At 41.5% G+C, this 21141-nt stretch carries 19 protein-coding genes, 1 rRNA gene and 2 riboswitches; of the genes, 2 read left to right on the top strand and 18 right to left on the bottom strand.

Features of this window, described 5'->3' with window-relative positions; all coding sequences use genetic code 11:
- From Q7P97_RS02875 to Q7P97_RS02945, 15 genes are all read right to left on the bottom strand, one after another.
- Window positions 1-89, bottom strand: a 16S ribosomal RNA gene (locus Q7P97_RS02875); the annotation flags it as partial.
- Between the two features lie 311 nt (window positions 90-400).
- On the bottom strand, window positions 401-1735 hold the full coding sequence (locus tag Q7P97_RS02880) for an NCS2 family permease (RefSeq protein WP_085427167.1): 1335 nt from the start codon (window positions 1733-1735) through the stop codon (window positions 401-403).
- Window positions 1736-1817: 82 nt separating this feature from the next.
- Window positions 1818-1919, bottom strand: a riboswitch (purine riboswitch).
- Window positions 1919-3472 carry a glutamine-hydrolyzing GMP synthase gene (gene guaA, locus Q7P97_RS02885; protein WP_303966315.1) on the bottom strand — a complete coding sequence of 518 codons (1554 nt, stop codon included), beginning with the start codon at window positions 3470-3472 and terminating at the stop codon, window positions 1919-1921. It overlaps the preceding riboswitch by 1 nt.
- A 204-nt stretch (window positions 3473-3676) precedes the next feature.
- Entirely contained in the window at window positions 3677-5845 is a 2169-nt protein-coding gene (locus Q7P97_RS02890) for a transglutaminase-like domain-containing protein (protein WP_303966318.1), read from the bottom strand.
- Complete coding sequence (locus tag Q7P97_RS02895) at window positions 5842-7020, bottom strand: DUF58 domain-containing protein (protein ID WP_303966321.1); 1179 nt, start codon at window positions 7018-7020, stop codon at window positions 5842-5844. Before Q7P97_RS02895 ends, Q7P97_RS02890 begins: the two co-directional genes overlap by 4 nt.
- Window positions 7017-7967 (bottom strand): AAA family ATPase, encoded by a 951-nt coding sequence (locus Q7P97_RS02900; protein WP_303966324.1) that lies wholly within the window; start codon window positions 7965-7967, stop codon window positions 7017-7019. Before Q7P97_RS02900 ends, Q7P97_RS02895 begins: the two co-directional genes overlap by 4 nt.
- Before the next feature lie 121 nt (window positions 7968-8088).
- Window positions 8089-8913, bottom strand: a complete 825-nt coding sequence (gene nadE / locus Q7P97_RS02905) for an NAD(+) synthase (RefSeq protein ID WP_303966392.1) — start codon at window positions 8911-8913, stop codon at window positions 8089-8091.
- 16 nt (window positions 8914-8929) lie between these two features.
- Complete coding sequence (locus tag Q7P97_RS02910; protein WP_303966327.1) at window positions 8930-10399, bottom strand: nicotinate phosphoribosyltransferase; 1470 nt, start codon at window positions 10397-10399, stop codon at window positions 8930-8932.
- Window positions 10400-10688: 289 nt separating this feature from the next.
- Window positions 10689-11405: a LutC/YkgG family protein gene (locus Q7P97_RS02915; protein WP_303966329.1), complete on the bottom strand. Its 717-nt coding sequence runs from the start codon at window positions 11403-11405 to the stop codon at window positions 10689-10691.
- 2 nt (window positions 11406-11407) lie between these two features.
- Complete coding sequence (locus tag Q7P97_RS02920) at window positions 11408-12829, bottom strand: LutB/LldF family L-lactate oxidation iron-sulfur protein (RefSeq protein ID WP_303966332.1); 1422 nt, start codon at window positions 12827-12829, stop codon at window positions 11408-11410.
- A 20-nt stretch (window positions 12830-12849) separates the two neighbouring features.
- Entirely contained in the window at window positions 12850-13569 is a 720-nt protein-coding gene (locus tag Q7P97_RS02925; RefSeq protein WP_303966335.1) for a (Fe-S)-binding protein, read from the bottom strand.
- Between the two features lie 148 nt (window positions 13570-13717).
- Window positions 13718-14440 (bottom strand): FadR/GntR family transcriptional regulator, encoded by a 723-nt coding sequence (locus Q7P97_RS02930; protein WP_303966338.1) that lies wholly within the window; start codon window positions 14438-14440, stop codon window positions 13718-13720.
- Between the two features lie 5 nt (window positions 14441-14445).
- Entirely contained in the window at window positions 14446-14973 is a 528-nt protein-coding gene (locus tag Q7P97_RS02935) for a methylated-DNA--[protein]-cysteine S-methyltransferase (protein ID WP_369684251.1), read from the bottom strand.
- 6 nt (window positions 14974-14979) lie between these two features.
- A complete protein-coding gene (locus tag Q7P97_RS02940) occupies window positions 14980-15294 on the bottom strand; it encodes a DMT family transporter (RefSeq protein WP_303966344.1) in 315 nt (104 codons plus the stop codon).
- 2 nt (window positions 15295-15296) lie between these two features.
- Complete coding sequence (locus Q7P97_RS02945; RefSeq protein ID WP_303966347.1) at window positions 15297-15635, bottom strand: DMT family transporter; 339 nt, start codon at window positions 15633-15635, stop codon at window positions 15297-15299.
- A 156-nt stretch (window positions 15636-15791) separates the two neighbouring features.
- A riboswitch (SAM riboswitch) is annotated at window positions 15792-15893 on the top strand.
- Between the two features lie 80 nt (window positions 15894-15973).
- On the opposite strand from Q7P97_RS02945, the gene Q7P97_RS02950 reads away from it, so the two are divergent.
- Window positions 15974-17104, top strand: coding sequence for a methionine biosynthesis PLP-dependent protein (locus Q7P97_RS02950; protein WP_303966349.1), 1131 nt, complete (start codon window positions 15974-15976; stop codon window positions 17102-17104).
- Between the two features lie 147 nt (window positions 17105-17251).
- Complete coding sequence (locus Q7P97_RS02955; protein WP_303966352.1) at window positions 17252-18013, top strand: glucose 1-dehydrogenase; 762 nt, start codon at window positions 17252-17254, stop codon at window positions 18011-18013.
- A 60-nt stretch (window positions 18014-18073) separates the two neighbouring features.
- Here the strand turns inward: Q7P97_RS02955 and Q7P97_RS02960 are convergent, their stop codons facing one another.
- The 3 genes from Q7P97_RS02960 to Q7P97_RS02970 all read right to left on the bottom strand — a co-directional run bounded on the left by Q7P97_RS02960 (window position 18074) and on the right by Q7P97_RS02970 (window position 21121).
- Window positions 18074-18256 carry a hypothetical protein gene (locus Q7P97_RS02960; protein WP_085427181.1) on the bottom strand — a complete coding sequence of 61 codons (183 nt, stop codon included), beginning with the start codon at window positions 18254-18256 and terminating at the stop codon, window positions 18074-18076.
- 211 nt (window positions 18257-18467) lie between these two features.
- Entirely contained in the window at window positions 18468-18983 is a 516-nt protein-coding gene (locus Q7P97_RS02965; RefSeq protein ID WP_303966357.1) for a type 1 glutamine amidotransferase domain-containing protein, read from the bottom strand.
- Window positions 18984-19051: 68 nt separating this feature from the next.
- Window positions 19052-21121 (bottom strand): flagellar assembly protein A, encoded by a 2070-nt coding sequence (locus Q7P97_RS02970; RefSeq protein ID WP_303966360.1) that lies wholly within the window; start codon window positions 21119-21121, stop codon window positions 19052-19054.
- Window positions 21122-21141 lie beyond the last annotated feature (20 nt).

The raw sequence follows: 21141 nt of genomic DNA on the forward strand, positions 1-21141 counted from the left end.
GGAAGCAAGCTTCCAACAGTTCGCTCGACTTGCATGTATTAGGCATGCCGCCAGCGTTCGTCCTGAGCCAGGATCAAACTCTCCATAAGAGAAATTCGATTAGCTCGAGTTTCATTTGCTGGCATCAATTAAGATACTCATTTTGTTTGTGTCACTGGCAAGCCAGGCACAAACTGTATTTCGTTAACGTTTTGCTGTTCAGTTTTCAAGGTTCGTGTTGCAGTCGCGTTCTTGACTGTTCTATTACTATATCAGGCACTATTTGAACTGTCAACAACTTTAAACATGTTTTTTTCAATTTCTCTTTAAATATTTTTGAAATCAATACTTTCAACGCTTCAAAAGCAGTTAAAAAAACAGAGAAGACCGCTCCCCTACTGAGTTTGAGAGCGGTTTTTTATTATTTGATATAAATGAAATACAAAATAAAAATCACAAATAACCCGTACATAATCGGATGAATCTCTTTACGTCTTCCGCTCACTAGCATAGTAATTGGATAGAAAACGAAGCCGATCGCGATTCCTGTTGCGATACTATACGTCAACGGCATAGCAATAATTGTAAAGAATGCAGGTACCGCAATTTCAAAACGTGTCCATTCAATATTACCTAATGTCGATACCATCAACACCCCTACGATAATTAAAGCAGGAGCCGTAACTGCAGGCGTGATGACCAGTAGTAAAGGAGAGAAGAATAAGGCTAGCAAGAACAATAAGGCCGTTACAATAGAAGCAAACCCTGTTCTAGCCCCCGCTGCGACCCCCGCAGTAGATTCAATATAAGAAGTAGTAGTGGATGTACCCATTATTGCTCCTGTTACTGTCGCCAACGAATCTGCAAGCAATGCATTACCAGCACGTGGAAGACGATCTTCCTTCATCAGACCTGCTTGCGTAGCTACTGCAACTAGCGTTCCTGCAGTATCAAAGAAGTCTACGAAAAGGAATGTGATGACGATAACCAGGAATTGTGTTGTCATCAATGAACCTGGATCGTTGATGATTGCGTCGAATGCCGCGCCGAATGTCGGAGCGACCGATGGGATTTTATCTACTACTTTGTGCGGAATGTCTATGAGACTGACCGCCATACCTAAAACAGTTGTCATAATCATACCGTAGAAAATAGCACCTTTGATTTTCCGCACCATCATTATGATCGTGATTACTAACCCAAAGATTGTTAACAAGGTTGGACCAGCTGTTAAATCGCCCAAGCCTACCAACGTGTTTTCATCCCCTACAATAATATTTGCATTTTGCAGACCGAGGAACGTAATGAATAAACCTATACCTGCTCCTACCGCAAATTTCAGTTGTGCGGGTATGGCATTGATGATCATCTCGCGTAAACCAGTTAATGAAAGAACGATAAAGATTAATCCGGAGAACAATACGCCAGTCAATCCCGTTTGCCAAGGAATGCCATACGTCAATACTACTGTGAAAGCGAAGAATGCATTCAATCCCATTCCTGGCGCCAACCCAATCGGATATCTGGCGATTAAACCCATAAATAAAGTTCCGACAGCAGCTGCAAGTGCCGTTGCAACAAACACGGCGCCTTTATCCATTCGCATGGAATCAGGTAGGTCGGGTACAACGTCTAAAGATAACATGATCGGGTTAACCGCTAAAATATATGCCATGGCTAAAAATGTAGTAATTCCACCGATGATTTCACGACGATAGTTAGTGCCTAGTTTCTCAAACTCAAAATATTTTTTCATTGTGACCTTCCTTACTTTTATTGTGTAAAAAGAGGCATGCGAAATGGATTCGCATGCCTCTTTATTAATTCAATAGAAAGAACTCTTCTATATATTGAATCGTAGTCGAAACATTTACGGTGTTTCGGTAGAGACTTCCAGGCCATATTCCCAGCGTTATACGATCATATTCTGTTGTTTATTTTATTCCCACTCAATAGTGCCCGGTGGTTTTGCTGTAATGTCATACACTACGCGATTGACTTGGTCAACTTCTGCAGTAATACGTGTACTGATTTTAGCCAGCACATCAAATGGAATACGAGCCCAGTCAGCCGTCATACCGTCTACAGAATGAACTGCTCTGATGCCGATTGCATAGTCGTACGAACGCTGTTCATTACGAACACCTACACTACGGATATTCGGTAATACCGCGAAGTACTGCCAGATTGAACGATCTAGGCCAGCTACTGCAATTTCTTCACGCAAAATATAGTCTGCATCGCGAACGATATTGAGTTTGTCTTCTGTAATCTCACCAAGTACACGAACTCCAAGGCCTGGACCTGGGAAAGGTTGACGATTAACGATTTCTTCAGGCAAACCAAGCTCTGCTCCAACTGCACGTACTTCATCTTTAAATAATGCACGTAATGGTTCGATTAACTCGAAGTCCATATCTTCAGGCAAACCGCCCACATTATGGTGAGATTTAATAGTTGCTGAAGTTGCAGTACCACTTTCGATAATATCTGCATAGATCGTACCTTGTGCTAAATACTTGATGCCATCCAATTTAGCGGATTCTTCATCGAATACGTAAATGAATTCATTGCCGATAATTTTACGTTTTTGTTCAGGCTCTGTAATACCTTCAAGTTTCTTCAAGAAACGTTCACGCGCATCCACTTTAATAAAGTTCATGCTGAACTGTTCACTGAAGGTCTTAACGACACTTTCAACTTCGCCTTTACGAAGCAAACCATGATCAACAAAAATACATGTCAATTGATCACCAATTGCACGGTCGATCAAAGCAGCTACTACTGAAGAATCTACGCCGCCACTTAGCGCGCAAAGCACTTTACGATCGCCAACCGTTGAACGGATTTTTTCTATTTCGATTTCAATGAAACGATCCATCGTCCAATCGCCCGATGCTTTACAAATTTCAAAAACAAAATTACGTAGGAAGTCTTTGCCGTTCTCTGAACGGTGATCTTCTGGGTGGAATTGAATCGCATAAATTTGCTGTTCATCATTTGAAATTGCTGCAATATTATCAGCAGAGTCTTTTGCAGATGCAATGAAGCCTTCAGGCAATTCCACAACGTTAGAACTGTGACTTACCCAAACATTTTGTTGCTCTGTTAAACCAGCAAACAATGCGGATGCAGTTTCCACTGTTAATGTTTCTTCTTTATTTTTGCTATTTGTACTCTTTTCTACGGTACCGCCAAAATGATTGACAATTAACTGTGTTCCGTAGCTGATACCCAGCACAGGAATGCCTAATGTGAATATTGCCGGATCGATATCATACGCTTGCTCGTCTCCAACAGATGCTGCACCGCCTGAAAGTACGATACCGACTGGATTCATTTCTTTAATTTCTTCAATAGTCGTTGTATGTGCGTGCAACTCACTATACACACCAAATTCACGAATTGTACGCGTGAAGAGCTGATTATATTTACTGCCGTAATCGAGAACTACAATTTTTTCTTGTCCAGCTAATACAGGAGCGTTTGACAACTGATCCACCTCTTCCAATTTTTTAGTACCATTTCATGACTCAACTACAAAAGACGCGTGAGAAAGTCAACTTTCCACGCGTCTCTTCTATCAAAGAATACAGGTACTACTATTCAATGATAGCTGACGTTCGTTAGTGCAAAATATGTCGAGAGCATTTCTTGCATCATCCGCTACATATTTTACGCATATTTTGTTGAAAAATCAATATGTAGTGCTAATAATTAAATCTTCCCACACTTCATTTAACTTATCCCACTCTTGTGACTGCCAGTCATTCCCGTAAATTCCTCTTTCATATGCATTAGTTAAGACTGTCATTCGATTTCCACCAAATCGTTCATCTATAAGTACTGCATAATTTGAGAGTGTCATTGCGGTATCTTTTGGTGCACCGATACGAGCTAATTGTTGTAACAACTGAGTATATTGCTGTTCAAACTTCTCGCGACCGTTTGGTTGCTTTCTAAGCTGTTGTACACGCCATTTCGGTAACCAATTGCTTCTTCGGCTATACAGAACGATGCTTGCAATTATAATTAACGCGAGTAGCAGTGCATAAAGCCACCACTGAGAGAACCACCACGTAAGCTTTTGTTTAAACGCATCAAATAACGGAGATTTATTAATCTTCTTTGGAGCCACTTTCTCTTTTTCCACTTCTGGTTTTATAGTCTGTTTGATCTCCTCTTCTTCCGGATCAACACTTGGAATATCAAATTCAATATCTGTCGGATGTGTAAACCCTAATGTAGGCTCAAATGGCATCCACCCGATTTCAGGAATATAGGCTTCTACCCATGAATGCGCCTCATCATTTGTTACGCGATAGACACTTTCCCCTGATGCTTCAATCGCCACCTTACCAGGTGCAAACCCTTTTACCCAGCGTGTTGGTATGCCTGCCGACCGAAGCATGACCGCCATAGACGTTGAAAAGTTATCACAATAACCTTTTTTTGTATCAAATAAAAATTGATCCACATAATCTTGATCATCATCTGGCACAGGAACATTTTGCGTATCATAAACAAAACCATTCTTTTTAAAATACTGCTCAACAGCCTTCACTTTGTCGTAGACAGCAGTTTCGTTTTTCGTGATCGATAACGCAAGTTCTGTGACTCGATCAGGCAACCCCTCTGGAAGTTGGACGAAATGACTCATGTCTTCCGCTACCGTCTCATAGTTCACCATTTCGGGTTCTTGTAATTCAGACATGACATATTCCGGTTGTGTAAACTCCAATTCATACTGATTTACTTTCTCTTGAAGTCCCATCAGTAGATACAATCGGTTTGCAGCAACTTCATGCATTAGATGCAGCCCTTCTGGTGAAGAAACTTTGTTGGTTCCATACGGGGTAGCCAAAAATGGGAGAGGTTCCGCAAATAACAACATGGCTTTTGACATTTCACTTTTCTCCGGGTGATCAATCAGATCTTCACCTGTAAATAATAGTTCTTTATTGTTTTCTTGGACTTGCTCCCAACCCTTTGAAGTATATGTATCTTTCGTTTCGATACGCCAATACTGTCGTTCATCTACGGTTGCTTCAAACACTAATTGATGATCTTGAACGAATGCACCACCTAGCTGCGAATCGTCAGGGTCATACCCAGCGCTAGCTAGCCCTTTGTCGGAATCATTATTTTCTACTCCACTTAACGATAATAAGTACGGTACAGGATCAGGCCAAGCAGGAGGATATACTGGTGCATGTTTTGAAAGCAACCCAACAGACACAACAATCAGTAATACCGGCAATGAAAGGAGAAGTAGTCGTTTCGGACGAAGTGACAACGCTCCATCATCCGATAATTTAATCAATGTTAGGTACCCTATGATTAATAAGCCCACAATCATGATTCTGACAATCGAGGAAGTCGCATCATATGGAGTGAACGTATCCAAGATGGAGACAAAAATTACCGTGAAACCGAAGAACATCATCATACTACGACGAACTTCAATCCAGTGACGAAGTAAATAAGCTATCATCCAAACTAGCGTAAACAATAATAACGTACGGAATAAATTCGATAATTCACCAAGATCACCTTGGATCAGAAATAGGATGTTCCGCTGTACGTCTGCTACTATTTCGCCTGTCGCCTGTATAGATATCCATAATTGATCAAAATACATATAATGTATAGCCCATAACACATAAAGGATCTGAACCGTGCCACTGATCCACCATGGCAGTCGAAGTAATGCCAATGTAAAAAAAAGCACCAAATAGGTAATGAATAAAGAAGGATGTCCAAAATCAGTTAAATCCATAATGGGGATAAACCATTCCCATAGCAATACGGTGCTGAGTGCGTACAAAAAAACAAGCACTTTCCAATCTAATGTCTTTTTCTTCATAGAGTCACCGCCTTATTTAAAGCCGACGAACGATTTGACGGATAGATTAATTTCACAGTAATACCAAGCGTTTTCACTTGATTAACAATAGGTTCTAGTGCTTTCGCGGCCTTTTCGTCTGCCATCATGACAAAGCAAATTATTGTGGAAGCTTTACGAGTATGCGTCAACAGAGTACGAATGAACTCCATGCGAAGATTACCTGTAATAAGCAACAATGCACCTTCAGATATGGTTTTCTCTACCGGTAACTTAATCTTTTGCATGTCTTCAGATTGAATTTTGGCGAGGTGCACTAAAGCTTGCCGTGTCTGATCGGCGGATTGTATTAATGGAAAAACTTTCGGATGGTCACTAGCTGTCATCATGGTCAGCTTGGATTGATTCTGCCTGGCAGATGCAACAATTGATGCAGCAAACCCTACCGCATCTTCAAATGTTTCGGATGTTCCACAATCGAGTACCAACGTATATTGTTCGGATCGCTGTTCGTCAAATTCCTTCGTCATCAATTTCGAAGTACGTGCATACGACTTCCAATGAATCCAAGACATTCGATCACCTGGCGCATATTCCCTGACGCTTGATGATGTAGTGGCATCCTTTGCCAGCATATACGTAGAAAGTCGCTGACCACCACTCACCCCATTCGATCCTGATTCATAGACGATCGTGGTTATACTTGGATAGACCAAAAAATTATCGCGAACGGTAAACACTTTTCTTTTTTGAATCCAATTAAAAAAATCCACTACTTCTATTGTCACTTCCGGCAAAGTATATTCTCCACGTTGAACGTTCTTAAGCAAATAGGTGTACTCATACGTCTTTCGAAATCCTAGAAGCGTGATGTTCCGTTCGACTTTTTGGTGCTTAGCGTGCACTCGTTTATCCATAAGAACAACATATAGTAAAGGGAAGGGTAGCTTCCTTTTTAGAGTTACTCGAATAGATACTTGTCCATTTCTCGTAACATGATGTTGATCAATATGTCGTGCAATCGTTATATCTCGTAACGGATATAAGAAGAGAAGCACGGAATACGTTACGAAAGGTATTAACGTGTAGAAAACAAACCAGCTAACGAAACTCCCTTGAAATTTCGCAAAGGCATACGCAGCCACACCAATGACAATGACACCTGCGAAGCGTCCGAATGACTGCAACTGCTTCATAAAGTAGCCGACCTACGCATGACCGGAACTTCCAGACAATCAAGAATATGGCTAATGATTGCCTCTGCATCAATTCCTTCGTATTTTGCCTCAGGGCGAAGTATCATTCGATGGGTAAATGCGTACGCTGCTAAATATTGCACATCATCCGGCAACACGAACGTGCGTCCTTTTATGAATGCATAGGCCTGACATGCTCTCATTAGCGCCATCGAGCCACGCGGACTCACGCCTAACGAAACTGATTCATGTTGACGAGTGGCATCTGCACAATCCACAATATAGGAAGCAATCGTATCGTCTACTACAACTTCTCGCACATGACGTTGTAATTCAAGTAATTCATCAACCGTTAGAATAGCCTCGATCTCGTCAATCGGCGTTTGACTTTCCGCTCTTTTTAATAATTCTATCTCTTGTTGCTTCGTCGGATAACCCATCTTTAATTTGAAAATAAAGCGATCTAACTGAGCTTCTGGCAGAGGGTACGTTCCCTCATATTCAATAGGATTTTGTGTTGCCATAACGAAAAACGGTTTCGGCAATTGAATAGTTGTGCCATCTACTGTAATCGAAGCTTCTTCCATTCCTTCTAACAACGCAGCTTGTGTTTTCGGTGATGTCCGATTAATTTCATCCGCCAATATAATGTTTCCTATTAAAGGTCCTGGACGAAATTCGAATTGCATAGTCTGCGGATTATAAATAGACACGCCGGAAACATCCGACGGCAATAAATCTGGCGTAAATTGAATCCGCTTAAACTGTGCGCCAATTGAGGTAGCCAGCGCTCTTACTAGCATCGTCTTACCGACACCCGGCACATCTTCCAATAACACATGCCCCCCTGCGAGTAAGGCGGTCAAACTTAATTCTGCTATATCCCTTTTTCCCACAATAACTTTTTCTACGTTGTTCAATACCCGTTCGATCCATTGTGCATGCATAGTTGTTCTCCCCCGTCACGAACTGAATCCGCCTTTTATATGTGACTATCATACCTGAAACACATAACTCCGACAAACAGAAAAACTGCCGACCCTTTGTCTTTAAAAAGGTCGGCAGTTTTCATTTCCAAAATTCATCAAATATTGTAATCGGCAAGTGTCGTTTATGGGCTGATTTCAAATAATGTCCTTCTATTTGCTTGCGTGCTTCATCTGACACTTCTTTGCCTTCGAGGTAATCATCAATTTCATCGTATGTTACACCTAATGCCACTTCGTCCGGAATCGCAGGTTTATTACCTTCTAGATCGGCTGTAGGGATTTTATTGTATAAATGCGGAGGACATTCTAGCGCCTCCAATAATTGTTTCCCTTGGCGCTTATTCAAACGGTAGATCGGCATAAGATCGGCTGCCCCGTCACCAAATTTCGTGTAGAAACCAGTAATAGCTTCAGCAGCGTGATCCGAGCCAAGAACGACGGCGTGATGAACAGCGGCTACGGAATATTGTACCTTCATACGTTCACGCGCTTTTTCATTTCCTTTATCAAAATCCGTAATATAGATGCCAGCATTAATCATAGTTCGTTCACTAGCATCTACAGCATCCTTAATATCGACAGTATAGACAACAGACGGTCTGATGAAACGCAATGCATCTTGACAGTCGTCTTCGTCAAATTGCACACCGTACGGTAAACGGATCGCGTAAAAGCGGTACTTTTCTTCTCCCGCTTCTTCATTCAACTCATCAATCGCCATTTGCGCCAGCTTGCCAACTAATGTGGAGTCTTGGCCTCCGGAAATACCGAGGGTGAATCCCAGTAGAAATGTATTCTTTTTCAAATATGCCTTCATGAAATCAATGGAAGTCCGGATCTCTTGCTGCGGGTCGATTTCCGGCTTCACACGTAATGTCTGGATAATTTCTTGCTGCAATGTCAACGCTTCCACTTCCTTTTTATTGTTTCGTATAATTTTCGACCATTTCATGCACTTCTTCAATATTCCGTCTTTTATTGTCCCAACACTTTTGACTAAGATCAACAGGATACTCTTCAGGATTTAATGATCGTTTATATTCTTCCCAAAGTAGAGAAAGGTTTTGTTGTGCATATTCTCGAATTTCATAGACAGAAGGGTTTTTATAAATAACTTCTCCATCCTGAATAACTTTCTCATGTAAGTTTACGGCTTCAAAATTCGTTACAAACTTCGAGATGAACGTATGAACAGGATGGAACATTTTGATACGTTCTTCCTTTGTTGGATCCTCGTCGTGCATCGTAATATAGTCGCCTTCCGCTTTACCATTTTCAAGATCAATGATTCGGTACAGTTTTTTACGTCCAGGTGTCGTTACTTTTTCTACGTTTGCTGAGATTTTAATCGTATCTTCCATCTCGCCATCGCTCGTTTCAATAGAAACAATTTTATATACTGCTCCGAGTGCTGGCTGATCGTATGCCGTAATTAACTTCGTACCGATACCCCAAATGTCTACTTGTGCTCCTTGTGCTTTCAAGTTCAAAATTGTGTACTCATCCAAATCATTGGACACAACGATTTTCGCGTCCGGAAAACCTGCTTCATCCAGCATACGGCGAGTTTCTTTTGACAGGAACGCAATATCTCCGCTATCTAGTCGCACTCCGATGAAGTTAATGCTGTCACCAAGCTCTTTTGCTACTTTAATAGCTGTCGGAACACCAATCTTTAATGTGTTGTACGTATCCACCAAGAATACGCAGTCTTTATGACGCTCTGCATAGACTTTAAATGCCGTGTACTCATCTTTATAAGCTTGGACAAATGAATGCGCATGTGTACCTGAAACATCTAATCCGAATAGCTTTCCTGCGCGTACGTTACTCGTGGATTCCACGCCGCCAATAACAGCTGCCCGGGCGCCCCAAACTGCGGCATCCATTTCATGTGCACGTCGGCTACCGAACTCCATCACGATATCATCTTTTACTACTTGCTTGATACGACTTGCTTTCGTGCTGATCAACGTTTGATAGTTCACGATATTTAATAATGCTGTCTCGATTAATTGTGCTTCTATAAGATTTGCTTCAATCCGAATAATTGGTTCATTCGCAAAAACGAGTTCTCCCTCTTTCATGGAGTAAATGTCTCCGGTGAAACGGATGTCTTTCAAATAGTCTAGGAAATCATCTGCGAATCCTAGTTCTTCACGTAAATAAGCTAGATCGCTTTCGGTGAATGAGAAATTCTCAAGATATGTCAAGATATGTTCAAGGCCAGAAAATACTGCATAGCCGTTGCCGAATGGAATTTTTCTGAAATATACTTCGAATACTGCTTTCCGTTCGTGGATACCATCTGCCCAGTATGATTCTGCCATATTGATCTGGTACAGGTCTGTGTGTAACGCTAAGCTGTCGTCTTTGTATGATGAAGTCATAGTCGTCTCCTTCTTCCGCTGCAATAATACTGTCATTATACACTATTTTCCCTATTTCTCAGTAAAGTAATCATCAAGTGGTAAATTGTCTTTAGAAATTGGATTTTAAGTATAGGTGCGTTGGCATTGTTGTTTTCCAATACTGAATGCTAGTGCATAAAAAAGACAGAAGCTATTCTCCCAAAAATTCCGGAGTAAACTTCTGTCGTACGTACTGAGTAAAGAGAACTAAATGCTTTTTCTGCTTACATTGTTAGCTAGAACCGTAGTAAGTTTGGCCATTAGTACTTTAGCAATCTTCTATAACAATATACGTCGCTTTGACCGGTCCGTGTACGCCGATAACTAAGTTCATTTCGATGTCGGCGGAGTTACTTGGGCCTGTGATGAAGTTGATGCAGGACGGGACTTTTTCTCCGTTGTTGAGTTTTTCTCGAATCAAATCTGATGCTTGGGTAATCCTTGGAACAAGTGTGCTTTTTGGAATTAAGGCAATATAGTGTGTTGGGAGTAGGCTGACAGAACGGCCTTTGTCCGGGCTACTGAATAGTACGACGGTGCCTGATTCTGCTAGTGTCATATCGCTGAAGGTGATGCCGATATTTGCTTGCTCGGCCAATTCAATATTCTTCTCTCCAAGTGAAGTGTCCCAACAATTGACTTCAATTTGTTGTGAAGGCCAATCAGTTTCTAGCAGCTTAGATAATCCGTATTCCGCAAAACGTTCGTCTTTCCATAAGGATAACGGTCCGCCACCGTAAGCTTTTACTACCCCATCAACCGCAGCTGGGAGCGCCTCTTTTGTTGTTTCAACGATGTCTGTATGGATCTGCTCACATTGAACACGTAATACTTCTAGTAATTCATCAATTGAAGCGTTTACCAGCACTCTGCGTTGAGGCTGATGTTTCCATTCAGGCTTTTCTACTTTCGCCTTCTGCTCACGACCTAATTGTGTCGCAATATTCCCAAGAAAAGCATCACGATTTTGAATTGTTCCTGTCATATTTATTTGCCCCCTTTCTGATCATAAAACCAGTCTCGGAAACGGGTATTTCCAACAGCCGGGAACTCCCGTAGATCTGTCCATTCTTTTAACGGACCGGGCCCTTTTGAGATGCGATCATTTTTAGTCAATGGCTTCATAGCTGTGGATGCAACTTTCGCACCCATCGAGTACAACGGGTTAGAGGAAGCACCTATTCCAAATGCCTTCATCGCAAGTCTCTCCGATATTGGAGAACGACCTTCTTCTTCCACTATGATACGGCGATGGGTATGAAGTAGTTCGTGAAGAGGGATTTTTACAGGACAAGCATCTGTGCACGCTCCACATAGTGTAGAAGCGAACGGCAACTCCTTGAAGTCATCGTATCCTCCAAGCAATGGAGATAGTACCGCACCAATTGGACCAGAATAGATCGAGCCGTATGAGTGTCCGCCAATATGACGGTAGACAGGACATACGTTTACACATGCAGCACAACGAATACATTGCAGTACGGACTGGAATTCCGTGCCTAATATTTCAGAACGTCCGTTATCCACTATCACTAAGTGGAACTCTTCAGGTCCATCTAAATCCCCTTCATCGCGTGGACCTGTTAATGCCGTTACATAACTTGTCAATTTTTGCCCTACTGCACTTCGTGTCAATAAACTAACCAGCACTTCGAATTCTTCAAATGAAGGTACTACCCGTTCCATCCCCATGACTGTAATTTGGGTTTTTGGCAATGCAGATACAAGTCGTGCATTCCCTTCGTTAGTTACAAGACTAATAGAGCCAGTTTCAGCAATCGCGAAGTTGCATCCCGTAATACCGATATCCGCATCTAGAAATTCCTGACGCAGTTTTTCCCGTGCATGCAGAGCTAATTCTTCAGGTTTGGATGTGTTATGATAATCTAACTTCTCCGCGAACACTTCGCGGATTTGTTCTCTGTTTTTATGAAGGGCTGGTGCTACGATATGGGACGGTGGGTCATGGTCGTCTACTTGTAAAATATACTCGCCTAAATCCGTCTCGATTACTTCGCAGCCAGCTTCTTCTAAAACAGCATTCAAATTAATCTCTTCCGTTACCATAGATTTTGATTTCACAACTTTTTTGCCGTCTTTTTCTTTGATAACATTACGAACATAGTTACTCGCTTCTTCAGCGGTTTTGGCAAAGAAGACATGCCCGCCACGCTTTGCTACATTTTCACTTAGCTGGTATAAATAGAAGTCTAGATTTTCTAGAACATGCTGACGAATTTCTTCCCCGTGCGAACGCCATTCTTCCCAACTGCCCAATTCTTCAGCGGCATCTAGTCGTCTACCATGCAAGCGCTCCTGAGCACTTGCCACTGCTTGTCTCATAAAATCGTCCGATATATTATCTTTTGTTCGATCCGCAAAGTTTTTCTTGCTGAATTTCATCGACATATTTATCACCTCACCTTTATTTACTCATGGCTATTTAATACTTGTGCGATGTGCATTACACGGATTGGCTTACCTACTCGTTCTGCACGCCCTCCAATATTCATCAGACAGCCACAGTCTGCTCCAATTAAATAATCTGCTTCTGTCGCCATAGCACTATTGACTTTCTCGTCTACCATTTGTTCCGAGATATCTCCCATCTTGACGGAGAACGTCCCACCGAAGCCGCAGCAATTATGCGCGTTTGGTAGTGGGATCATTTCGAGACCTTCCACTTGATCCAATAGTTTTCTAGGTTCTTCACTAGCACCTAGTAATCTCGTCATATGGCAAGAGGGATGATAAGTCGCTTTTCCTGTTAATTTTGCTCCTACGTTTTCGACTTGTAAAACATTCACAAGAAACTGTGTGAATTCATACGTTTTATCCGCTAACTTCTGTGCTCGTGGTAACCAATTCGGATCGTCTTTAAAGACGTTCGGATACAATTTAAACATTGTCGCACATGATCCAGAGGGTGTAACTACGTATTCAGCGTCCTCAAAAGTCTTAATCATATTCTTCATAGCTGACTTTGAACTTTCAACATATCCACTGTTATAGGCAGGTTGTCCGCAACATACCTGTCCTTTGGGAAACGACAACTCACAGCCTTGTCTCTCCAATACTTCCACCATGTCTTTGCCTGCGTCTGCATAAAACATATCAACCAAACAAGTTATAAATAAGCTAACCTTCATCCCTTTCACCTCTTCGCAATATCTTTATAGTCGACAGGTCATCAGATGACTAATATTTCACATAGCATACTATACTTTTCCTTCTATTAACAGAGCATTCATTTATTATTATAAAAAAATTCACTCAACGTATAGTGAGTGAACAGTTTTATTCTTGTACCGACTGCCAATATGTCGTTAACACAGACTCTACATTCAACAGGTGGGCTTGCATAGTACTAGCCGCTTTTTCTGGTTGCTGTGATTGAATAGCTAAAAAGATCGCTTCATGTTCATCGTGTAAACGCTCTACTGTTGCTGTTTCTGTGTAGAGACAAATGCGACGCGTCTCTCTCATCGATTCACTCATCAGTTCGGCTACTTGACTTAATAAGTTTAGCAATAACGGATTTTTTGTTGCTTCTGCGATGGCAAAATGAAAGTCTAGGTCCGCTTTTTCTCCCAGTAGAATATCTCCGGCATGCTCCTTCATTTCATGAAGCGCCGTTTCCATCTTCTCCAAATCATCTGCTGTACGTGATTCTGCTGCGTTCGCTGCTGCGCCTGTCTCCACTATTTTTCTTACAGCCAATAAATGTTGAATATCCTGTCGATTCATAAGCATGGCACTTTGCAGTGGAAAGATTAGATCAACAGAAGAGAACTCCTTGACGTATGTACCCTCTCCCTGACGCATTTCAATCAAACCTCTAGCACGTAATGTAGATAAGGCTTCACGGATTGTAGATCTGCCAACCGTAAAGTTTTCAGCTAGTTGCTGTACAGAGTCCAATTTGTCACCCGGTTTTAACTCTCCCGACTGTATGGAGCTCAATAAACTGTCTGCTACTTCTTCATATATTTTCTTTGGTTTAATTTGCTTATATTTCATCTTGTTCACTCCGTCCTATCACTAACCCAGCTCTTCTTCTCTAATTGTAATAAACTTTGCTTACAATCCTTGCCATCGCGGTAGCCTGATAAACTTCCATCTTTTGCAATAACACGGTGACAGGGTACTACAATCAACACGGGGTTTTTACCAATTGCTGATGCCACTGCACGAACAGATGATACATTACCTATATGTTCCGCTATATTTGAATATGTACGAGTTTCCCCATACGGTATTTGTTGAAGGGCTTGCCATACTTGTTGCTGAAATAGCGTCCCTTTTAAATCGAGAGAAACCGTAGGGAAGTTCGTTATTGTACCTGAGAAGTACTCTTTCAACTTACTTATATAGACTGTTAACTTCGTTTCGTCTTCCATTAATTCTTCCGTATCAGAGCGTTTCAACCAATCTTTTAATCGCTCTACACTATCATCAGCCATTCCAACATAGCACAGTCCTTTTTCCGTAGCTGCCAGTGTCACAAGCCATTCCTTAAGTTTAAATTGTGTCCAATAAACCAAAACGTTCACTCTCCTTTACCCGAATAGTTTTAAGCCCACAGCCCCTAGAATAATGAGCGAAAGAAAGAAAAGACGTTTGAGGCTGGCGGATTCTTTGAAAATCAATATTCCCATCAACACGGCTCCTGCCGCTCCAAATCCTGTCCAAACCGCATAAGCTGTACTCATCTGAATTTCTCTCATCGCAAGTGACAAGAAAATAAAGCCAAAGCCAAATACCCCTACAATGAGAAATAATCGTTTGGTGGAACGCTGTTGCAAGTAATAATTAATACTCATTACACCGAAAATTTCACCGAGACTGGCAATCGCTAAATACACCCATGCCATGATCAGCCACCTCCTTCTGCATCCGCCTGATCATCGTCCGTTGTAAGCTTGATGCCAACTACGCCAATGACAATCAAACCGATGAACGATAGCGTAACCCATGTGAACGCTGCGTGAAAGATGAATATATCCACTAACAGGATAGCGGCGGCGCCGGATCCCGTAAAGACTGCATACACCGTACCCGAAGGCAATTTTTCACAAGCCTTAATAATGAAGTAAAAACTGAAAATAATGGCCACACTGGTTCCAGTCCATTGAAGTACTGTGTCAGAGTACCGAAGACCGACTACCCAGAGGATTTCTATAACTGCTGCCAATGCGACGTAACTCCATGCCATAAGGAAGACCCCTCCATCGTGATGAGTATCTAGTAAGTATAGCAAATATTTAACTGAAACAAAAAAATCATCTGATTACGCTTTGAAGGAAGCTTGCATCTAATATATCTGCATGATAGAATAAATCCGTCAACAGTTTTGCCTATATTGCGAATATTCTTATCGAGAGAGACGGAGGGATAGGCCCAGAGATGTCTCAGCAACCAGCCACGGGCACGGTGCTAAATCCAAGGGTGACAATCACCTTGAAGATGAGAATATTGTATACACTTGTATGTTCGAGGGCCTATTCGAAAAGAAGAGGTTCTTTTTTATTTTTTCTAGGGGGATGGATATTCATGACAAACAACGGATTAGATACAAGACTAGTACAACTTGGCAACCATAGCGATGAGAAAACCGGCGCAGTCAACACACCAATTTACTTGTCAACAGCTTATCATCATCAAGGACTAGGCAAGTCTACCGGGTATGATTACACACGCACAAAAAATCCAACACGTTCTGTTTTAGAAGACGGAATTGCAAACTTGGAATCAGGAGATCAAGGATTCGCATGCAGTTCTGGGATGGCTGCTATTCAATTAATATTATCTTTATTTAAGGCTGGTTCCGAATTATTGGCACCTGAAGACTTGTATGGCGGCACGTACCGCTTATTCAATCAATATGAAGAAATGTATAATGTAAAGACCCGCTACCTTTCATTCAATGATGTGGCAGAAGTCGAGCAAGCGATTACGGATCAAACAAAAGCGATTTTCCTAGAAACACCTACGAACCCACTAATGCAAAATATAACAATCCGTACGTATGCGGAATTGGCTCAAAAGCATGATTTATTGTTGATCGTCGACAACACATTTTTGACACCTTATTTCCAGCGTCCGATCGAAGAAGGCGCAGATATTGTCATCCATAGTGCAACAAAATATATTGGTGGACATAATGATGTACTAGCAGGTCTTGTGGTCGCTAAGGGTGAAGAATTGTGTGAACGGTTATTTACAAATCACAATGCAATTGGTGCTACATTGTCCCCTCTTGATTCATGGCTCGTCGTACGCGGTTTAAAGACACTGCACTTACGCATGAAACAACATGACGCAAATGCAAAGGCGATGGTATCGTATTTAGAACAAGAACCTCTTATTGTAGATGTGCTCTACGCAGGAATCGGTGGCATGTTATCATTCCGAGTGCAGAACAGTGAGTGGGTTGGGCCATTCTTAGAGAATATGAATCTAATTTCATTTGCGGAGAGTTTAGGAGGAGTCGAAAGCTTCATTACGTACCCAACTACGCAGACGCATATGGATATTCCATTAGAAGAACGTAATCGTCGCGGAGTAGATGATCGTCTGCTGCGCTTCTCAGTAGGCGTGGAAGACGTAGAAGATTTAATTGCAGATGTGAAACAAGCACTTTACGCTGCAAAAGAGGTAGTAGAGGGTGTCAAAGTACAATAATGTATGATCAACAGCTTAAACAGTCAATTTCATTTTGACGGTTCAAGCTGTTTTTGATTCGCTCGAAATAAAATGAATAACTTCATTAGTTAGACATTAAAGTATATAATAGAATGAGAAATACGAATACAATTGGAGGCGGCTTTAATGAAACGGTTAGAAAATAAAGTAGCAGTAGTAACAGGTGCTGGATCTGGTATTGGACGAGAAATCGCTGAACTATATGCCCGTGAAGGTGCAAAACTCATCATTGCAGATATGAATATGGAAGGTGCAGAAGAAACTGTCCAGACTATTAAAAGTGCAGGCGGTGAGGCTCTTGCGGTTAAAACAAACGTTACCGTTGAAGAAGATGTACAAAACATGATTGATACAGCAGTTGAGCAATTCGGCACATTGGATATCCTAGTAAACAATGCGGGTATTATGGACAATATGTACTCTGCTGCTACAGTAACTGATGATGTATGGGATAAAGTTTTGGCAATCAACACAACAGGTGTAATGCGTGCAACTCGTAAAGCACTAGCTATATTCGAAGAGAAAAAAGCAGGTGTTATCGTTAATATGGCATCTATTTCAGCGGTCACTGGCGGTCGTGGCGGTTTCGCATATACGGCATCAAAACATGCAGTTGCAGGTATGACAAAAAGTGTCGCCTCTCAATTTGGCCCGTTGAACATACGCTGTAATGCAATTGCTCCCGCACAAATACCGACCAACATTACAAACAGCTTAGTTCAACCTGATGAATTCGGTATGAAGCAAGCATTAAGAGGTGTACATATGATGAGTCGTCCTGGAACGAAGGAAGAAATCGCTAATATTGCGCTATTCCTAGCTTCAGATGAATCCTCTTATGTCAACGGTGTCGTAATGGAAGCTGACAATGGTTGGTCTGCATATTAAAATATCATTATCTACTTACATGCAAAAAAGCATCCAAAATATTTTGGATGCTTTTCTTTATTAATGAACTTGTTGCCACTTTTTCTTTTCACTTGAATAGACGACCGCTGCCGGTGCTGCTATAAACGCAAGTGCGGCCATTCCCGCGAACATCCCAGCGAACTCTTTACTTCCAAATGAAAATCCAGCTACTGCACCTAATATAATTCCTGCAATTACCGCTGACGCAACAATCTTATACATAGTAGATCCCCGACCTTTCAATTGTAAGACGCGATCGTCTCTCTGATTCATTCGTTGCTTTTAGCATACTCTCATTGAGAACCTTTTTCAAGTACAATTGAGAATCTTTTTCAACTAATAATAAATTATACTGTTAGTGTATGTTGGTGCAGTAATTTAAAGTACAAAAAAAACGTCAAGGTACATTACGCCTTGACGGTTGAACTAGTGTTTATTTTTCTAGTATTTTTAGTGACTCGCGATTAAATGCCGGTATATCATCCGGTGTACGACTTGTTACAAGTTGGTTCTGGCAGACGACGACTTCTTTGTCAGCGTATTTTGCACCTGCATATTCCATATCCACACGAATAGATGTATAACCTGTTGCATCGCGTCCTTCAAGTGTTTTTGCCGTAATAAGCAATTGCGGTCCGTGACAGATTGCGAATACCGGTTTATCTGCATCCATGAACTCTTTAACGAACTTCACGAAACGATCATCTGCACGTAAAATATCCGGTGAGAACCCACCTGGGATAAATAATGCATCATAATCAGATGATTTAGCGTCATCAATCGCTTTATCGATTTTCACTTTTGTGTTTTCCTTCATACCGGTAACTTCTGAGCCTGTTTCCGCACCGATCACTTCTACTTCATGGCCAGCTTCCTTATACGCTGTCGCCGGTTTCATGTATTCCGAGTCTTCAAACATATCTCCTAGTACTGTTGCAATTTTAGCCATACTGCTTACCACTCCTTATGTGATGTTCTGCATATACTATTCCACCACTATAAAGAGTCTAAACCTTGTTACCCTAGATCTAGTTCTCCCTCAGCGTCCAAATGAGCGGAAATATTCGTCGCATCTTTGGAGAAAACATATTTGCGCATACCGACATAGATTTCTGTCCCAGCATACGCAGTGCCGATTTTTATACGTCCTTCTTCACTAGTTCGAATCACTGTTTTGACAGGACTTTCAGAACCTGCCTCTTGCAGTGATACTTCCAAGCGTGCATAAATCTCTCCACCTCTGCAAACGCCTTTTATCTTAATGGTTTCATCCGCCGTTAAATTACTATGGTAAACACCTTTAGAAACTATATCAATATGACCGCAACTATACAAAGTGCTGTTAATGGCATATGGAACAATCAATTTAATATGCGGAGAGCTTTCTGTATCATATAGCTGAACGAGAATATACGCCTCCTCAATCAATTGTTCAAACTCCCCCATGTTTTGAAGTTTCTCATTGAGCGGATTAATAAATAAATCGTATAGACGATCCGCAACGTGGACCCACTCTTCATCTACTCTATCCTTTTGTTCACGAACTTTCTGGATAAACTTCTTATTCACGTCTTCAAACTGGGCATATCGTTTCTCCATCAATATCGAAATCAACCGCTTGAGTTCTGATGGGCTTAGTTCTGCTTCTCCCTGGCCACGAATGATAAAAATCTGATTGACTGCTTCTTTGATTTGTACAAGCATATCTGTCACATTTTTAATCAAAGCAGCCAATTCACTTACGTTCGCTTCCTGTTTACCAACACTGATCGTGGAAGATAGCACATTGCCTTTCACCATGACGGTCTTCATAGCATGTATTTCAGCTTTCGTAACCGAACCGCCAATAAATACACTACCTGTTGCGCCAACAAACATGGAAGGTAATACGTTGCCCCCAATACGAACATCACCTTCAAAACGTATATTTCCACTTTCGAGACTGACTTCCCCTGGATGATTAAACTCATTATTCACATCAATTTTTACTAATCGGTCACGCCGATCCAACATAGGTTTTCCCGAAATTAACGTTACAATATCTTCTTGTACTTGCTTAACATTTTTTCCGGTCCGTAACACAATATCGCGGACTGGTTTTACAGGAATCGGTCTCCCAAGCAAGCTTTGACCAGGCGTACCAGGAACAGGTGCAATATGTGTCGCAATTACTTGTCCCTCTTTCACATTAGTAATTGCATTCATTTCTCTGAAATCTACTTTTTCTTCGCTATCCGGATCGAACTCTTCATAGCGAATATGTACTTCCAAATCCCCATGTGTCCCTGCAACAGGTAATGTTCCCTTTGCCACAATCAACTCGTATGGCTTATCTACTTCTGTCACTTTTTTGATTGCGGGGAAAAGGATTCCCTGCTGAACACCCATCACTTTCAATTCATCAACAATTGCTTGTGGTTTCAGGTCATTGGTATACTCAATCGTCTCTTCCACGCGGATTACCAATCTGGGTGACCAAGACGTATCGACCAAAGAACGCTTGACTCGTTTGCCCGGTGTGAAAGAAAGTAAGGCAATCATGTCCTTCTCCATCAATTGAATAGTGAATTTCGGGGCGATGACTTCATCCTGAATGGTTATATTCACTTGATCTTCCGGCTGAATCAGTACTGGTTCTAATCGTAATTCACCATTGATTGTTACGATTGCTTGGTCATTTGGTATAACAGATGGCAAGCGATCTTCTCCGAAATGAAATTGAATTTCACCTTTATGAATTCTAGCACTACTTATATTCTGTTCGGACTTTACAGGAGACTTTTCTTGCGCAACCGTATGTTCAATTCTTGTTGTTGAAGGAGTGAGGTTTTCCATATCCAGTCTATCTACTAATGCTGCAAGTTCCTCTACTTTAGAAAGTTGACGTTCAACAGGCTTATTTTCTGCCATGCGTTCTTTAGCTGAAACTTTTACTTCTGCCATGACTTTACGCAACCCCATTAAACGTCGTCCCGGATTGGTGAGAATCTCCACATGCACTTGTTGACGAGTCAGCTTTAAAATATCAAGAGCTTGTTGTACCGCTTCTTCGACTGTATTCGCCTGGACCGTTACTACCTTTTTCATCACATCCACCCCCGCCTATA

The sequence above is a fragment of the Sporosarcina ureae genome (genome assembly GCF_029267015.1).
Lineage (GTDB): Bacteria > Bacillota > Bacilli > Bacillales_A > Planococcaceae > Sporosarcina > Sporosarcina ureae_D.

What these genes read in the sequence shown, in the direction of transcription:
- Q7P97_RS02880 (WP_085427167.1), bottom strand. Translation starts at nt 1,735, where the DNA reads ATGAAAAAATATTTTGAGTTTGAGAAACTAGGCACTAACTATCGTCGT.
- Q7P97_RS02890 (WP_303966318.1), bottom strand. Translation starts at nt 5,845, where the DNA reads ATGAAGAAAAAGACATTAGATTGGAAAGTGCTTGTTTTTTTGTACGCA.
- Q7P97_RS02895 (WP_303966321.1), bottom strand. Translation starts at nt 7,020, where the DNA reads ATGAAGCAGTTGCAGTCATTCGGACGCTTCGCAGGTGTCATTGTCATT.
- Q7P97_RS02900 (WP_303966324.1), bottom strand. Translation starts at nt 7,967, where the DNA reads ATGCATGCACAATGGATCGAACGGGTATTGAACAACGTAGAAAAAGTT.
- Q7P97_RS02910 (WP_303966327.1), bottom strand. Translation starts at nt 10,399, where the DNA reads ATGACTTCATCATACAAAGACGACAGCTTAGCGTTACACACAGACCTG.
- Q7P97_RS02915 (WP_303966329.1), bottom strand. Translation starts at nt 11,405, where the DNA reads ATGACAGGAACAATTCAAAATCGTGATGCTTTTCTTGGGAATATTGCG.
- Q7P97_RS02920 (WP_303966332.1), bottom strand. Translation starts at nt 12,829, where the DNA reads ATGTCGATGAAATTCAGCAAGAAAAACTTTGCGGATCGAACAAAAGAT.
- Q7P97_RS02925 (WP_303966335.1), bottom strand. Translation starts at nt 13,569, where the DNA reads ATGAAGGTTAGCTTATTTATAACTTGTTTGGTTGATATGTTTTATGCA.
- Q7P97_RS02930 (WP_303966338.1), bottom strand. Translation starts at nt 14,440, where the DNA reads ATGAAATATAAGCAAATTAAACCAAAGAAAATATATGAAGAAGTAGCA.
- Q7P97_RS02940 (WP_303966344.1), bottom strand. Translation starts at nt 15,294, where the DNA reads ATGGCATGGGTGTATTTAGCGATTGCCAGTCTCGGTGAAATTTTCGGT.
- Q7P97_RS02945 (WP_303966347.1), bottom strand. Translation starts at nt 15,635, where the DNA reads ATGGCATGGAGTTACGTCGCATTGGCAGCAGTTATAGAAATCCTCTGG.
- Q7P97_RS02950 (WP_303966349.1), top strand. Translation starts at nt 15,974, where the DNA reads ATGACAAACAACGGATTAGATACAAGACTAGTACAACTTGGCAACCAT.
- Q7P97_RS02955 (WP_303966352.1), top strand. Translation starts at nt 17,252, where the DNA reads ATGAAACGGTTAGAAAATAAAGTAGCAGTAGTAACAGGTGCTGGATCT.
- Q7P97_RS02960 (WP_085427181.1), bottom strand. Translation starts at nt 18,256, where the DNA reads ATGTATAAGATTGTTGCGTCAGCGGTAATTGCAGGAATTATATTAGGT.
- Q7P97_RS02965 (WP_303966357.1), bottom strand. Translation starts at nt 18,983, where the DNA reads ATGGCTAAAATTGCAACAGTACTAGGAGATATGTTTGAAGACTCGGAA.
- Q7P97_RS02970 (WP_303966360.1), bottom strand. Translation starts at nt 21,121, where the DNA reads ATGAAAAAGGTAGTAACGGTCCAGGCGAATACAGTCGAAGAAGCGGTA.